The organism is Marinovum sp. E3 (genome assembly GCF_055755275.1).
In genome coordinates this window covers 754160-769428 of sequence record NZ_CM146908.1, presented here as the reverse complement: position 1 = coordinate 769428, position 15269 = coordinate 754160, and the positions used below count along the sequence as shown (strand labels likewise).

The window sequence follows — 15269 nt, the reverse complement described above, 5'->3', positions numbered from 1 at the left end:
GGGGTCCGCCCCGCCCGGCGTCAATATTGCATGTAGACCGTGCGTTTCTGCAAAAAGCCCTCGAGGCCGTGAATGCCGTCCTCGCCGCCGAGGCCAGAGCGTTTGTGGCCGTTGTGATAGCCCTGCACATAGCCCGAGATCCCCTTGTTGAGAAAGATCGTGCCGGTCTCCATCTCGTGGATGGCGCGCATGTAGCTGCCGGCGTCGCGGGTCCAGAGATAGGCCGAGAGCCCGTCGGGGCGTGCATTGGTGATGCGAAGCGCGTCGTCCAGCCCGCCGATGCGCACCACCGGCATGACGGGGCCGAATATTTCCTCGGAAACGGCCGGCGTGTCGGCCTGGGCGTCGAGCAGGATGGTCGGCTCGTACCAATTGCCGCTGGCGAAATCGCCGCTGCCGCGTTTGCCGCCCAGCGCGACCCGTGCGCCCGCATCGACGGATTGTGCCACCAGCGCCTCGATCCGGCTCAGCGCGCCCTCGGTCGAAACCGGGCCCATGCCCGCATCCTGCATCGGGTCGCCCAGCTTCACCTGCGCGGCGCGGGCAAGCAATTTCTCGGTAAAGGCCTCGGCCACGCTGTCCTCGACCAGCACGCTTTCGTTGCAGATGCAGACCTGTCCGGCATTGGCATATCGCGCCACCACCGCCGCCTCGACCGCCGCATCGAGATCGGCGTCCTTGAGCACGATGAACGGCGCATTGCCGCCCAGTTCCAGCGACAGCGCCGCAAGGTGCTGCGCCGCCGCCGCCGCGATGGCCTGGCCGGCGCGGGTCGATCCGGTAACGCTGACCAGACGGGTCGCGGGATTGGAGACCAGCGCCGCGCCCAGCTCGGCCCCGCCGCCGGTGACCAGCCCGACAACGCCCGCCGGCAGGCCGGCGTCGCGCACCAGCCGGCAGAATTCGCTGCCGGTCACCGGGGTCGCCTCATGCGGTTTGATCACCATGACATTGCCGGTCACCAGCGCCGGCCCGAGCTTGCGCCCGATCAGGGCGAGCGGATAATTGTAGGCGCAGATGCCCAGCGTCGTGCCATAGGGGACGCGGTAGATGAACAACTGTTCATTGGGCAGGTCAGAGGGCAGGATCTCGCCCTGGATGCGCCGCGCGGCCTCGGCGGCATAGGTCATGTAGCGGATGGTATCGTCGACCTCGGCCCCGGCCTCGGCCAAGGGCTTGCCCTGCTCCATCACCAGCAGCCGGGCGAAATGGTCGCGTTCGGTGCGCAGGGCCTCGGCGACGCGATAGATGTATTCGGCACGTTTGACCGAAGGCAGCGCCGCCCAGTCGCGGCGGGCGGCCTCGGCGGCGTCGATCGCGCGGCGGGCATCCTCGGGGCCGCATTCGGGCACCTCGGCCCAGACCGCGCCGGTCGCCGGATTGCGCACGGGCCGACGGTCGCCGCCGGCGGCATCGGTGAACTCATTGGCGATGAACGCCTGATAATAGGTGGTCATGTCGGTGTCCTTTTGGATGGGGTGCGGCGCGGGCGGGCGGCTAGTGCCCCTGCCCCGCGCCGGCCATGTCGGCCAGCATCCGGTCCTTGTCGAAACCGGGATAGGCATATTCCGAGACCGTCGCACCCTGGTAGAGGGTGAGCACGCGGTCGGCGAGCATGATGACCTCGTCGATTTCATACGACAGGATCAGGATGCCGACGCCGCGGCCGGCGAGGTCTTCGATAATGCGGTAGATGTCGGCCTTGGCGTGAACGTCGATGCCGCGCGTCGGCTCGAGCAGGATCAGCAGTTTCAGGTCCGGGTCGAGCCAGCGGGAAAAACAGATTTTCTGCTTGTTGCCCCCCGAGAGAAAGCGGATCTCCTGTTCCGGCGAGGAGGTCTTGGTCGAGGTGTCGCGGATCGCCTTGTCGACCAGCGCGTCGATCCGGCGGCCGTCAATCAATCCGGCCTTCACCGATTTCTCCAGATAGGGCAGCGCGATGTTGTCGCGCACGGAGAGTGGCGGCAGGATGCCGTTCTTGTCGCGGTTTTCCGTCACCAGCCCCATGCCGTCGGCCACCGCCTGCGCCGGGCCGCGTCCTGGCTTCAATGGCTGGCCGAAATAGGAGATCTTGCCCGCGTAACTGCCGTCCAGCCCAAAGATCGCCTTGGCCAGTTCCGGGGCGCCGCAGCCGCGCAGCCCGGTCATCACCACGATCTCGCCTTCATGGACATTGAAGGAAATGTCCTCGTAGGCACCGAGATGGGTGAGGTTTTCCACCGTCAGGATGGTCTTGCCGGTGATCTCCTTGTGCGGTTTGACGAAATGGTCGAGCTCGGCGCCGGTCATCGACCGGATGACATGATCCTCGGACGAGGCGGCGGTGCGTTCCGACAGTACGATCACCCCGTCGCGCATCACCGTCACCTGTTCGGCAATGCTGAAGATCTCGGGCATGTGGTGCGAGATATAGATGATGGCGATGCCCTCTTCCTTCATCTTGCGGATGAAGTCGAACAGCATCTCCTTGTCCTCTTCCGACAACGCCGAGGTCGGCTCGTCCATCACGATCAGCCAGGCGTCCGACATCAGCGCGCGGATGATCTCGACGATCTGCTTTTCGCCCGAGTTCAGGTCGGCCACCTTGCGGTTGGGGTCGAGCGTCAGCCCGAAGCGATCAAGCTGGGCCCGCACCTGCCGCGCCATTTTACGCTTGTTGACGAAGGGCGTGGCGCCGTGGCGCAGCTCGCGGCCGAGGAAGATGTTGCCCGCCACGGTCAGCTCGTTGATCAGCGACAGCTCCTGGTGGATCATCGCGATGCCACGGTCTCCGGCGTCCGAGGGCGCGGCGATCTCGACTTTTGCGCCGTCGATCTCGATCACGCCTTCGTCTTTCTGATAGACGCCGCCGAGGATCTTCATCAGCGTCGATTTCCCGGCGCCGTTCAACCCCACCAGCGCATGCACCTCGCCCGCCACGCAGGTAAAATTCACGTTGTCGAGGGCGCGGGTGGCGAAAAAGCTCTTGCCGATGCCCTTCATGTCGAGCCGTTTGGTCATTGCGCGTTCCTCCGCTGTACCAGCGTGTCGAGCAGCACCACGCCCAGCAGGATCATCCCCTTGATCAGGCTCTGCAAATAGGGATTGGTGCCGGTCAGTACGAGGCCGTTGATGATGATGCCGTAGAGCAGGACGCCGAGGATTGTGCCGAGCAGCCGCCCGCGACCGCCAAAGAGCGAGGTGCCGCCAAGGATCACCGCGGTGATGGCGTCGAATTCGAGGTAGAGCCCCGCCCAGGGCTGCCCCGAGGAGACGCGGCCGACGGTGATGATGGCCGAGAGGCCCGCCAATGCGCCCGAGAGGACATAGACCCAGACCAAGGTGCGTTCCGGCCGGCGGCCCAGCACGAAGGCGGTGTTGATATTCGACCCGGCGGCATAGACATCGCGGCCGAAAGTGGACTTGTAGAGCAGCACCGAGAGCGCGACGAAAACCAGTGCGACAAAGGGGATGACCACCGGCATGTTGCCCCAGCTCACCCCGCCCAGCCAGAGGAAGGCGGCGTCGGAGACATTGATCGAATCCGCATTATAGATCACCAGCGCCATGCCCCGGGCCAGCGCGTAGGTCGCCAGCGTCACCATGAAGGCCGAAAGCCTCAGCCGCCCGATGAAAACGCCGTTGATCGCGCCGATCGCCATGCCGGCGGCGACGGCGGCGGCAAACCCGATGGGGGCCGAACCGGTGGCGGTCAGCGCCACCACGCCCACCCCGCCGGAAAAGGCGACGTTGGAGCCGACCGAAAGGTCGATGCCGCCGGTCAGCATGATGAAGGTCATGCCCATCGACAGCAGGAACAGCACCGCAATGGAGCGCAGCAGGATGCCGATATTGGCCAGCGAATAGAAATTTTCGTTGGCGATGCCGAAGCCCACCGAGGCGATGACGATCAGCAGGATCAGGAACAGGTAGCGCTGGGTCAGGCTGTCGAGCTTGAAGCCCGGCCGTGACGGCGTCGTGGCGGTGGCTGTGGTCATGGTCTCTCCTCCCCGGAAGGGGACGGCCCCGGCTGGGGGCCGCCCCGGTCGTGTCGTTACTTCACCGAATCCGGGCCGAACTCGAGATAGCCCTTGGCGGCCACGTCGAGCGCCTGATCGACGTAATAGACCTGCACGTCCTCGGGAAAGCCGTTCGCCAGTGCCAGCTTGTGGTTCTCTTCGCTCATCACCAGCGGGGTGAAGAAGTCATAGACCTTGTCCGGCGTCTCGCCCTTGTGGATGCGATAGGCCATCTGCACGAAGTTCCAGCCCTCGCGGGTGCCCGACAGCAGGATATCGGCCTTGACCGGCCCGTCCTGCATCTGTTGCAGGATCGGGATGTCGCCGTCATAGCCAAAGAACTCCAGGTCCTTGCCCGAGTTGGTGGCGATGGCAATCGAGGGGTACATATACGCGTCGGTCACGCCCGAGATGGCATCGAGGTCCGGATATTGCGTCATCCAGTTCTCGGCAATCGACTGCGCCTTGACGGTGTCCCAGTCGGCGGGCTGTTCGGCCACCACCTCGACATTGTCGCACGAGGCGATACCCTTCATGATGCCTTCGCGCCGCGCCTCGCCCGACGGGTTGCCCGCCTGCCCCAGCATCACGGCCACCTTGTAGGCCTCTCCGCCCGACAGCGCGCACATCGCCATGCCCTGATTGGTGCCATTGGCCACGTCGCCCAGGGTAAAGCTGTAGTCCGCGCTTTCCATCGGCGAATGCACGGCGACCCAGGTGATGCCCGCCTCCTGCGCCTTGGCCACCAGCGGCTCAAACGCATCGACGTTGATGGCGTTGACGAACATCACATCGGGCTTTTCGTTGATCGTCACTTCGGTCTGCTGGATCATCTTTTCCAGCGAGCCTTCAGCCGAGAGCCAGCGGCCGGTGATCTCGATCTCCTCGAAGGCGTCGTCATAGGCTTCGATGGCGTCCTCGAACCCCGAGAGCCAGGCGACGTGATAGGGCGCGACATGGCCATCGTTGATGAACACGATGTCGAGCTTGCCTTCGTCGGCCAGCGCGCCGCCGGCCAGCCCCGTGGCCAGCGCAAGCGTGCTGGCGAATGTCCGTTTGAAAGTCATCTGTAGTCTCCTCCTTGTTGATTGGTCTTTGGTAATTTCGCGGGTCAATGCGCCTCGACCTGCCGCGACTGCCAGAGCAGCCAGTTGGCCCCCAGCGCGGCCAGAATGACCGCCCCCTTGAACACCTGGTGCCAGACGTCCTCGACGTTGAGCAGGTTGAGCGCGTTGTTGATGACGCCGATGAACAGCAGGCCCCAGAAAGCGCCGCCAATGGTGCCGCGCCCGCCCAGGATCAGCGTGCCGCCGATGATGATCGCGGCGATGCCGTCGAGCAGCAGGCCGTTGCCGTCCAGCCCCGGCTGCACGAACCCCATGCGCGAGGACAGGACGATCCCCGCCAGCCCGCTGCACAGTGCCGAGAACATGAACACCCCGATCTTGACCCGGTCGACATCGATGCCGGCGAGGCGGGCGTTTTCCTCGGAATTGCCGATGGCGATCACATAGGCGCCCCAGCGGGTGTGGTTGTAGACCACATAGGCCAGCACGAAGAGCGCCACGAGGAACAGGAACGACCAGTAGAGCCCCATGAACTTGCCGGCGCCAATGAAGCGGAAGAAATCGCCCATCAGGAAAATCTGTTGCCCGCGCGGGATGATCAGGCCCGAAAGCCCCTGCGCGCTGAACAGCATGGCGAGCGTGACGATGAAGGCCGGTAACTTGAGCTTGGCCACCAGCACCCCGTTGAAGAAGCCCAGCGCCAGCGAGCAGACGATCACCGCGACAATCCCGCGGGCGACGCCGCCCGTGAGGCCGAAGAACACGCCCAAAACGATGGCAAAGAGCACCGATCCCATGCCCATCGACAGGTCGATATTGCCCGAGACCACGACAAAATACTGCCCCAGCGCGATCAGCCCGATGGGCACGATCTGGCGCGAGATGGCCGACATGTTGTCGAGGCTCAGAAAGCGCGGGCTGATCAGATAGAACAGCACACAGAGCGCGAGGGTCACGAAGATGATGTTCCTTTCGCGCAGCAGTCGTCCGAAGTTGGGCATATCTGTCATCCTTCTCATAGCCGCCCCAGCACCATCTCGGCGCAGCGGTCGCCCAGCACCATGGCGGGCGCATTGGTGTTGCCGGCAGGAATGTCGGGCACGGCGGACATGTCGCAGACGCGCAGCCCCTCGACGCCCCGCACCCTCATGCGCGCATCGAGCACCGCCATCGGATCGCCATCGGCGCCCATTTTCGCGGTGCCGGCGGGGTGGAAATTGGTCTTGACCACGCGGCGGCAATGGTCGCGCAGCGCGGCGTCGGAATAGTCTGTGGGCGCCACGACCTCGGCAATCCGGTCGGCCAGCGGCGACTGGTTCATGGTCTCGCGGAAATAGCGCAACCCCTTGACCATCTCGTCCATGTCGCGTTCGTCCGACAGGAAGTTGGGGTTCACCAGCGGCATGTCTTCGGGATTGGCCGAGGCCAATTTCACATCGCCCGTCGACCGCGGCTTGAGCAGCACCATCTGGATCGAGACGCCGTAATCCTCGGGGATGGTCCTGGCCTGCGCGTCATTGAGATACATCACCGGGATGCAGTAGGCCTCATGCGTGGGCAGCGCCTCGGGATCGGTTGGGTTGACGAAACAGGCGGCCTCGAGCCCGGTGGTGGTGATGCGGCCCCGGCCGAAGAGTTTGAACTCCATGCCGTTGCGCAGCATGTTCCAGCCGCGATCCTGCTTGAAATAGCCGTAGTTTCCATTCGCGCGCGCGACGATCGAAACGTCGGGGTGATCCTGAAGGTTCCGGCCGATGCCCGGCATGTCCTGCACCACGTCGATGTCATGGTCGCGCAGGTGATCCGCTGGGCCCAGCCCCGAGAGCATCAGCAGCTTCGGCGTGATCAGCGCCCCCGCCGAAAGGATCACCTCCCCCGCGCAGCGCGCGGTGTGCTCGGTGCCGGATTTGTCGCGATAGACCACACCCACCGCGCGGCCATCCTGGATCAACACGCGCTGTACCGTGCTTCGCAGGCGGATCGTCAGCTTCGGGTTGTTCTTGATCGGATCAAGAAAGGCATAGGCCGCCGAAACCCGTTGGCCCCGATCATAGGTGAACTGGAAGAACCCGGCGCCGCGCTGGCTCTTGCCGTTGAAATCCGGGTTGAACGGCTCGCCCTGCGCCTGAAGCGCCTGCACGAACCATCGCGCCATATCGTCGATATGCCCCGGGTCCGAGACCGTCAGCGGCCCGTCGCAGCCATGCAGATCGTCGTTGAACTTGCGGTTGCCCTCAAGCCGCTTGAAATGCGGCAGAACCGCGTCCCAGCCCCAGCCGATGGCGTCGTTGTTGCCGCGCAGCCCTTCGTGCCAGGCGTCGTAATCCTGCGGCCGGCCGCGCACATAGGCCTGACCGTTCACGGTAGAGCCCCCGCCCAGCACGTTGCCCTGCGGGATCTCGGTCTGGCGCCCGCCAAGCTGGGACTGCGGGGTGGATTTGTGGGTGCGAAAGAACTTGGAGCCGTTCTTGAGCAGTTTGAACACCCCCGGCGGCATGTCGAGCAGAGGATGGCGATGGTGATACCCGCCTTCGAGCAGCAGCACCTTGGCGCCCCCCTCGACCAGCCGTGCGGTGGCCACGCTGCCCGCCGATCCCCCGCCGATCACGATATGATCGAAAGTCTCCATCATCCCCCTCCCCAGGAAAGTCGCCCTCCCCTCATTTTTGGTATTACCAAAATATGAGAAACTTGTGCCAAACGCCCGACATTCCGTCAATAGCCGTCGTTTTCGATATTTTTTGTAAGACTAAATAGATTTGCCTGTCAGGCCCTCTCCCAGCAACAATATCTTGCCGAAGGCCTTGCCGGCCGCCATATGCGCCAGCGCGGCCCCGGTCTGATCCAGCGGGTATTCCGCCGCCGTCAGTGCCTCGAAATTCACCGCGCCGGATTCGATCAGCTGCACCGCTTCCTCGAATTCGCGGTTGAACTGAAAGGAGCCGAAAAGCTCGATTTCCTTGAGCATCACCAGATGCAGCATCACCCGGGCCTCACGCAGCTGGATATTCGACAGGATCGATACCCGGCCCTTCTGGCGCACCGCCTTGAGCGCGGTGTTGAAGGCCGGGATCGCGCCCGAGGCCTCGACCACCACGTCAAAGCGCTTCTCGATGTCGGCGTCCGCGATCCGGTCGGCCAGAAGCCCCTCGCCGGCGCCGGCCTTGCGCGCGACCTCGACCGCACCGGGCCGCAGATCGAGCGCCGTGACTTGCGCGCCCTGTGCCGCCGCGCCGGCAATCGCCAGGAGCCCCATCGGCCCGCAACCCGTCACCAGCACCTTGTCCCCCGCGCCCACGCCGCCCTTGTTCAGCGCGTGCAGCGCACAGGCCATCGGCTCGGCAAAGGTCAGGTGGCGCGGGTTCACATCTTCGGCCACCGGGCGGCAGCAGCGCGCCGGGTGGTCGATCACATCGCGGAAAAAGCCGTCCAGATGCGGAACGGTGGTGGCCGAACCGGGGAATTTCTTGGCGGTGCAGAGGTTTTCCTCGCCCCGCTTGCAGGGATCGCAGCTCTGGCAATTCATGATCGGGTTGAGCGCAACGAGCTGGCCCCTGCGCAGCCTCGATCCGTTCGGATCCTCCACCCAGGCACAGGCTTCGTGGCCCAGAGTCACCGGATTGTGCAGCTCGAACCCGGCATTGGCGAAATGCGCGTAGTAATGCAGATCGGTGCCACAGAGGCTGGCAACCGCAAGGCGCAGGCGGACATGGCCGTTTGCGATCTCTTCGGGCGGCGATTGGGGGCCGGTGGCAACACTTTCGGCGGCGGTCAGGCGGGTCTGGACAAAGCTCATGACGGTTCCTTCAAAATCCGATGGCATAGCCGCCGTCGACCGGCAGGTTGACGCCGTTGACATAGGCCGCCTGGTCTGAGGCGAGATAAAAGATGGCATTGGCCACATCCTCGGGCTGGCCAAAGCTGTGGGTCGGGATGCGGCTTTCGATCCTGTCGCGGCGCGCCGGGTCTTTCGCCAGCACGGCGCGGGTCATGTCGGTATCGATGAAACCCGGGCTGACGGCATTGCAGCGGATGCCAAACTGCGCCGCATCCACCGCGACGGAACGGGTCAGCCCGACAACGGCGGTCTTGGCGGTCACATAGGCCGCGGCCGAGGGCAGCGCCATGATCCCGCCCATCGACGAGACGTTGACGATGGCGCCGCCGCTGTCCTGATGCAGGCTGACATAGCGCCCGCAGGCCGCGAACATGGCGCGCACGTTGATGTCGAGCACCTGGTCGAGCGCCTCCGGCGGCACCTCCCAGATCGGCTTCTTGAAATGCACGCCGGCGTTGTTAACCAGCGCCGCGATCGGGCCGGCGCCGGCATGGATCGCAGCCAGCCAATCGGCCGCCCGATCGGCGGCAATGTCGCATTCGTGGAAATGCGCCCCCTGCCCCAGCGTGTCGAAATCGGCCCGGCTCCGGGCCACCACATGCACCTCGAACCCGGCTTGCAGGAAACGCCGCGACTGGCTGAGGCCCAGCCCCTTGTTTCCCCCGGTGATGACGGCAATCGGCATGGCTCAGGCCTCGCAAAGATGATGGTGATAGAGTTGGTTGATCCGCGCGAGGAACTGCTCCTCTGGGATCGCCCTGCGAAAGAAATCCGGCATGATCGCACAAACCTCGTCGACAAAATCCAGAAACCAGATGTCGCGCGGCCGGGTCCAGGCGTTGTCGATGGTGTGAAAGCCGCCCTTGAAGAAACCGGCAACTGCCGGGTTCTCCGCCTGCGCCAGCCAGGTGTGGCGGTTGGCGGGCTGGCCGTTGTTGTCCAGGTAGACGCCGGATTGCACCTCGGGCGAGGTGATCCATTGCGCGAAACCGATGGCGGCCTCGGGGTGCCGCGACTTGGCGGACACGCCGATCCCGGCGCCCCCGAGGATGCTGCGCGCGCGGGAATGCCCGGCGCAGAGCGGCAGATCGAAATAGCCCACGGGATGCGGGCGAAATCCGGGGCGGGCGTAGTTGACGTATCCGAACAGGCAGGGCGACAGGGCGAAATCATCGGTGGTCGAGAGCACCTCCAGCGCGCCGATCGGGTTCATGTCGACCTGCTCATCCGGCCCGAGATTGTAGAGCGCGCGCAGAACCCCGAGCGCATAGAGTCCATTGTCGTCAGAGACGAAATGCGCCGGGCCCACCGGCATCACCGCACCCCCGCGCCCGGCGACAAGCGTCATCAGCATGTCGAAGGCATCGACCGGCAGCAGCGGCGTCAGCGGACGGAAGCGCGCGGCCTCCCCGCCCAGGAAATCCTCCCAGTGGCGCGGCAGATCGGGGCCCAGATCGGGGCGATAGGCCGCCATCTGGCAGGCCGCATCCACCGCATAGGCCCAGCATTTGCCGTTCCAGAAATAGCTCTCTGCCGACCCACCCAGCGAGGCCGAGGCATCTTGAGGCATCGGCAGCGACAGCAGCGCGCCGGTTTCGGCAATCTGGCCGACGTGCGGATGGTCGAGCACGATGAAATCGTAGCGCTCCGCCATCTCGGCAATCGGCGCATCGGCAAAGGCCTGAAGCGACCGCTTGTCCCAGACGATCTCGACGCCGGTCTCGGCGCGAAACACTTCTGACGCGGCGACAACCGGGTCGAAGCCCCGCGGATGATCCCAGGTCATGCCCCTCAATTTCATGCGCTTGCCCTCCCGATTCTGCGGCTTGCCTTCTTGCTTGCCGAATCCGGATTCTATTTTCAAGTATCAAAATTACTTCTAAATTTGAAATTCCTGTGTTATCCCAGACTCGGAAACGGCGCAGACACTGCCGCCGACCACCGAATCGGAGGAGGAAAATTCATGACTTTTCAACTTATTGGCCGCGCTTCCCGCCTGATCGGCATTGCCGGCCTCGCCCTGGCCCCCTTGGCGGCCGGAGCGGCGGAATACACCTTTCGGCTTGCCCATGTGACCTCGGACAAGGAGCCGATCCAGCAGGCGATGGAAGAGTTCGCAAAGAACGTGGAGACCCGCACCGACGGCGCGGTGGCGATCCAGATCTTTGCCAACGCGCAGCTCGGATCGAACCCGGAAGTCTTTGAGCAGATCCGCGCAGGCGCGCCGATCATCTCGATCTCCGACCCCGGCTATCTCAGCGATTTCGTGCCCGATTTCGGCGTTCTGGGCGGGCCCTACCTGATGGATGATCCCCGCGATTTCACCAAAATCGTGGAAAGCGACCTGTATACCGAGATGAAGGACCGGCTGCGCAGCGAATCCGGCATCGAACTGCTGTCTCTCAACTGGCTGTTCGGCGCGCGCCACATGCTGGCCGACAAGGCGATCTCCAGCCCCGCGGACACCGAAGGCATGACCTTCCGCACCCCGCCCAACATCATGTGGGTGGAAACCTTCAACGCCATGGGTGCGCGCCCGACGCAGGTCGCCTGGGGTGAGGTCTATTCGGCGCTGTCCGCCGGCGTGGTCGATGGCGCCGAGGCGCCCCTGCCCTCGATCCACGGCGCCAAGCTGCACGAGACCAAGGAAACCATCTCGCTCACCGGCCATTTCAAGGGCTTCACCGGGCTGATGATGAACGCCGATCTCTTCGCTTCGTTGCCCGAGGACATCCAAACCGTGCTGGACGAAGAGGCCAACAAGGCCGGTGTCTTCATGACCGACGTTATGCTGAACTCGGAAGAAGAGTGGATTTCCAAGCTCGAGGCCGAAGGCGTCACATTCAACCGCGACGTCGACATCGCGGCCTTCCAGGACGCCACGGCCGAAGTCTATACCAAATTCCCGGACTGGTCCGAAGGCCTGTACGACCGCGTGCGCGCAATCCTCGACAACTGAGGAAGGCCCCCGGTCCGGGCCAGATGCGGCCCGGGCCAACCAAGGGAGGAGAGATCATGCAGAACCTTGCCAAATGGGTCCGGCGGGCCGAGAATCTGGTGTCCTTCACGGCGCTGGCGGTGCTGACCGGCTCGGTGCTCTGGGGTGTCTTGACGCGCTACGTCACCGAACGCCCGGCGGTCTGGACAACCGAGCTCTCCGGCATCCTTTTTACCTGGGTGGTCTTTATCGGCGCGATGACCGCCCATCAGGAAGGGCGGCACATCCGGGTGACCCTGCTGATCGATCTCCTGCCCGCTGCGGCCCGGCGCGCGCTGCGCAAGCTGGCCGACAGGCTGGTGCTGGCCTTTCTCGCCTATGCCGCCTGGCTGAGCTTTGTCATGATGCAGAAGGGCGCGACGCGGCCCTCGCCGGTGCTCGATATTCCGTTCTCCTGGGTCTACCTCGCCACGCTGCTCGCCTTTGTCGGCATGTCGCTGACCTCGGCCCTGCGGCTGTTGGGCCTGATGGACCCGCCGCCGGTCGACGCGCTGGAGGATGTGGTATGAGCCTCGCGCCCGTCCTGATCCTGCTGCTCGGCATCGCCATCGGCATTCCCGTCGCCTTCGCCATCGGCATGGCGGGGCTCTCCTTCTTCCTGATTTCCGGCGCCATGCCGCCCGAGATCTTCATCCAGCGCATTGTCGCCGTCACCCATTCTTTTCCACTGCTGGCGGTGCCGCTGTTTGTCATGACCGGCGTCGTGATGAACTACGCCGGCATCACCAGCCGCATGATGAGCTTCGCCGAGGCGATGACCGGCCATTGGAAAGGCGGGCTGGCGCAGGTCAACGTGCTGCTCTCGACGCTGTTGGGCGGTGTCTCGGGCTCGGCCAATGCCGATGCGGCGATGCAGTCCAAGGTTCTGGTGCCCGAGATGACGAAGCGCGGCTATGATCCGGCATTTTCAACCGCCGTCACCGCGTCCTCCTCGATCATCTCGGTGATCATTCCGCCGGGGATCGGGCTGATCCTCTACGGCTTCATGGGCGATGTGTCGATCGGGCGGCTGTTTCTCGCCGGGATCGTGCCGGGGGTACTGATCTGCGCCGCGATGATGGGCGCGGTGGCCCTGCGCGCCCGCCAGCTCGACCTGCAACCGGCGTATGAGGCGCCCCTGCCCTGGGTCGGCCGCGGCCGCGCCTTTCGCGGCGCCTTCCTGGCGCTGCTGGTGCCGGTGGGCATCGTGCTGGGCATCCGGCTGGGCTATTTCACGCCGACCGAGGCCGGCGCGATGGCGGTGCTTTTCGCGGTCGTCGTCGGGCTGGTGCATGGCGACCTGAAGCTTTCCCACATTCGCCCGATCCTGGAGCAGACGATGCAGGCGACGGCGGTGATCCTGCTGATCATCTGCGCCGCCAACGCCTTTGGCTTCTACATGACATGGGAGCGGATCCCGGCGCAGGTCGCCGAAGCGATGCTGGCCCTGACCCAGAACCCGCTGCTGCTGCTCCTGCTGATCAACTTGCTGCTGGTGCTTGCGGGCATGTTCATCGAAGGCTCGGCCGCGCTGATCCTGCTGACGCCGATACTGGTGCCGGTGATCACCAAGGTCGGCATCGATCCAGTGCATTTCGGTGTCGTCATGGTGTTCAACCTGACCGTCGCCGGTGTCACCCCGCCGCTCGGCACGCTGATGTTCACCACCTGCTCGATCACCGGAGTGCGGATCGCCGATTTCATCCGCGCCTGCGCCCCCTTCTACCTGGTGCTTTTCGGGATGCTCTTCGTGCTCACCTATCTTCCGCAGCTCTCGCTCTGGCTGCCCAACCTGCAATTCGACGGAGGCCCGCAATGACTCAGGACACCGACAGCAGCGTGGATTTCGCTTGCGACGGACATGTCGCCGAGATCACGTTGAACCGCCCCGCCAAGCACAACGCGCTGACGCCGCAGATGTATCGCCAGATCGGCCAATGCTGCGCCGAGGCGAACGAGACCGCCGCCGTTCATGTGGTGATCTTTCGCGGCGCGGGCGACCGCGCCTTCTGCGCCGGTTCCGACATCAAGGCGCTGGAGGGTTATGAGGATTTCTGGGCCTGGCGCAACCGCCTCGATTACATCCCGCCGATCCTGTCGCTGCGCAAACCCGCCATCGCGGCGGTCAAGGGCTGGGCCCTGGGCGGCGGGCTGGAAATCGCGCTGGCCTGCGACCTGCGCGTGGTGGCCCGCTCAGCGGTCTTTGCCGCGCCCGAGGTGCGGCTCGGCTGGAATGGCGCCGGCGGCGCCGCGCAGCATCTGACGCGGATGTGCGGCCAGGGCCAGGCGATGCGGCTGCTGCTGACCGGGGATCGCTTCGACGCCGAAGAAGCGGCGCGGATCGGCATGGTCGAATACCTCGTCGCACCGGGCGAAGAGCTGGAGCGCGCGCGCGCCATCGCCGGCCAGATCGCGGGACACGCGCCGCACGCCACCCAAGGCGTCAAGGCGGCGGTGCGCGGGGCGATGGATCTGAGTCTGGAACAGGGGCTGCGCAACGAAAATGAACTGATGTCCCTCTGTTTCGCCAAGGCGCAACAGGCCAAGATGCGCGCCAGGCAATCAGGGGACACCAGATGAACAAACCTGCGGCAAATGACGCGACCAAGAAAGCCAAATCCTCGGTTCCGGCGGTCGAAAAGGCGCTCGACGTGCTGGAACTGCTGACCGACCGGTCGGGCGGCCTGACGATGAACGAGATCGTCGATGCGCTGGGCCGAACCATGGGCGAAATCTATCGCGTCGTGGTCTATCTCACCGAACGCGGCTACCTGCATCAGGATCCGCGCACCAGCCGTTATGCGCTGACGCTGAAACTGTTCGAGCTGTCGCACCGGCACGACCCTACCGAACGGCTGATCCATGCCGCCCTGCCGCTGCTGGAACGGATTGCCGCGCGCACCAGCCAATCCTGTCATCTCGGTGTCCTAAACCGCGACAACGTCCTTGTGCTCACCTCGGTGCAAAGCCCCCTGCCCGCCGGCTATGCGGTGCGCACCGGCGCGCTGTTTCCGGTCAGCCAGACCAGCTCCGGCCATGTGATCCTCGCCTTCTCGCCCGAGGACGTGCAGGACCGCCACATCGCCCGCCAGCCCGAAGACCAGCGCGCGGCGCTGGCCCGGCGCCTCGCCCGCATCCGCCAGAACGGCTTCGAGGATACGCCCAGCACGATGATCACCGGCGTGCGCAACCTCTGCGTGCCGGTCTTTGACACGCGCGGCGTCACCGCCGCCATTACCTCGGGGTTCATCGGCCAGATGGGCGACGCGCCCAGCGCCGAAGACGCCCTCGCCACAATTCGCCTCACCGCGCTCGAACTGTCGCGTTCGCTGGGCTTTCTGCCCGACGCCAGCCCATTCGGCGCCGCACTTACCTCATGACACAAAGGA

14 protein-coding genes are annotated in these 15269 nt (G+C 64.7%); 5 read left to right on the top strand and 9 right to left on the bottom strand.

Going from position 1 to position 15269, the window contains the following annotated elements; translation table 11 throughout:
- Positions 1 to 20 precede the first annotated feature (20 nt).
- The 9 genes from AC0J5K_RS03795 to AC0J5K_RS03755 all read right to left on the bottom strand — a co-directional run bounded on the left by AC0J5K_RS03795 (position 21) and on the right by AC0J5K_RS03755 (position 10704).
- Positions 21 to 1457 (bottom strand): aldehyde dehydrogenase family protein, encoded by a 1437-nt coding sequence (locus AC0J5K_RS03795; protein WP_274565591.1) that lies wholly within the window; start codon positions 1455 to 1457, stop codon positions 21 to 23.
- A gap of 40 nt (positions 1458 to 1497) precedes the next feature.
- The gene (locus AC0J5K_RS03790) at positions 1498 to 3000 is read right to left on the bottom strand and encodes a sugar ABC transporter ATP-binding protein (protein WP_274565592.1); all 1503 of its coding nucleotides are present in this window, start codon (positions 2998 to 3000) and stop codon (positions 1498 to 1500) included.
- Positions 2997 to 3977: an ABC transporter permease gene (locus AC0J5K_RS03785; protein ID WP_274565593.1), complete on the bottom strand. Its 981-nt coding sequence runs from the start codon at positions 3975 to 3977 to the stop codon at positions 2997 to 2999. Before AC0J5K_RS03785 ends, AC0J5K_RS03790 begins: the two co-directional genes overlap by 4 nt.
- Positions 3978 to 4033: 56 nt before the next feature.
- Entirely contained in the window at positions 4034 to 5065 is a 1032-nt protein-coding gene (locus AC0J5K_RS03780; RefSeq protein ID WP_274565594.1) for a sugar ABC transporter substrate-binding protein, read from the bottom strand.
- A 44-nt stretch (positions 5066 to 5109) separates the two neighbouring features.
- Positions 5110 to 6066 (bottom strand): ABC transporter permease, encoded by a 957-nt coding sequence (locus tag AC0J5K_RS03775; protein WP_473009800.1) that lies wholly within the window; start codon positions 6064 to 6066, stop codon positions 5110 to 5112.
- 14 nt (positions 6067 to 6080) lie between these two features.
- Positions 6081 to 7694, bottom strand: a complete 1614-nt coding sequence (locus tag AC0J5K_RS03770; RefSeq protein ID WP_211568826.1) for a GMC family oxidoreductase — start codon at positions 7692 to 7694, stop codon at positions 6081 to 6083.
- A gap of 120 nt (positions 7695 to 7814) precedes the next feature.
- Positions 7815 to 8861 carry a zinc-binding dehydrogenase gene (locus AC0J5K_RS03765; protein ID WP_274565596.1) on the bottom strand — a complete coding sequence of 349 codons (1047 nt, stop codon included), beginning with the start codon at positions 8859 to 8861 and terminating at the stop codon, positions 7815 to 7817.
- Positions 8862 to 8871: 10 nt separating this feature from the next.
- The gene (locus tag AC0J5K_RS03760) at positions 8872 to 9588 is read right to left on the bottom strand and encodes an SDR family NAD(P)-dependent oxidoreductase (RefSeq protein ID WP_074834492.1); all 717 of its coding nucleotides are present in this window, start codon (positions 9586 to 9588) and stop codon (positions 8872 to 8874) included.
- Positions 9589 to 9591: 3 nt separating this feature from the next.
- On the bottom strand, positions 9592 to 10704 hold the full coding sequence (locus AC0J5K_RS03755) for an extracellular solute-binding protein (RefSeq protein WP_274565597.1): 1113 nt from the start codon (positions 10702 to 10704) through the stop codon (positions 9592 to 9594).
- Between the two features lie 162 nt (positions 10705 to 10866).
- Here AC0J5K_RS03755 and AC0J5K_RS03750 point away from each other — a divergent pair, with 162 nt between their 5' ends.
- The 5 genes from AC0J5K_RS03750 to AC0J5K_RS03730 are packed head-to-tail and all read left to right on the top strand — an operon-like array spanning position 10867 to position 15260.
- On the top strand, positions 10867 to 11862 hold the full coding sequence (locus tag AC0J5K_RS03750; protein WP_274565598.1) for a C4-dicarboxylate TRAP transporter substrate-binding protein: 996 nt from the start codon (positions 10867 to 10869) through the stop codon (positions 11860 to 11862).
- A 56-nt stretch (positions 11863 to 11918) separates the two neighbouring features.
- Complete coding sequence (locus AC0J5K_RS03745) at positions 11919 to 12410, top strand: TRAP transporter small permease (protein WP_274565599.1); 492 nt, start codon at positions 11919 to 11921, stop codon at positions 12408 to 12410.
- Entirely contained in the window at positions 12407 to 13699 is a 1293-nt protein-coding gene (locus tag AC0J5K_RS03740) for a TRAP transporter large permease (RefSeq protein ID WP_274565600.1), read from the top strand. The genes AC0J5K_RS03745 and AC0J5K_RS03740 overlap by 4 nt, the downstream gene beginning before the upstream one ends.
- Positions 13696 to 14460 carry an enoyl-CoA hydratase/isomerase family protein gene (locus AC0J5K_RS03735; RefSeq protein ID WP_274565601.1) on the top strand — a complete coding sequence of 255 codons (765 nt, stop codon included), beginning with the start codon at positions 13696 to 13698 and terminating at the stop codon, positions 14458 to 14460. Before AC0J5K_RS03740 ends, AC0J5K_RS03735 begins: the two co-directional genes overlap by 4 nt.
- A complete protein-coding gene (locus AC0J5K_RS03730) occupies positions 14457 to 15260 on the top strand; it encodes an IclR family transcriptional regulator (RefSeq protein ID WP_274565602.1) in 804 nt (267 codons plus the stop codon). Before AC0J5K_RS03735 ends, AC0J5K_RS03730 begins: the two co-directional genes overlap by 4 nt.
- The last annotated feature ends 9 nt before the right edge of the window (positions 15261 to 15269 follow it).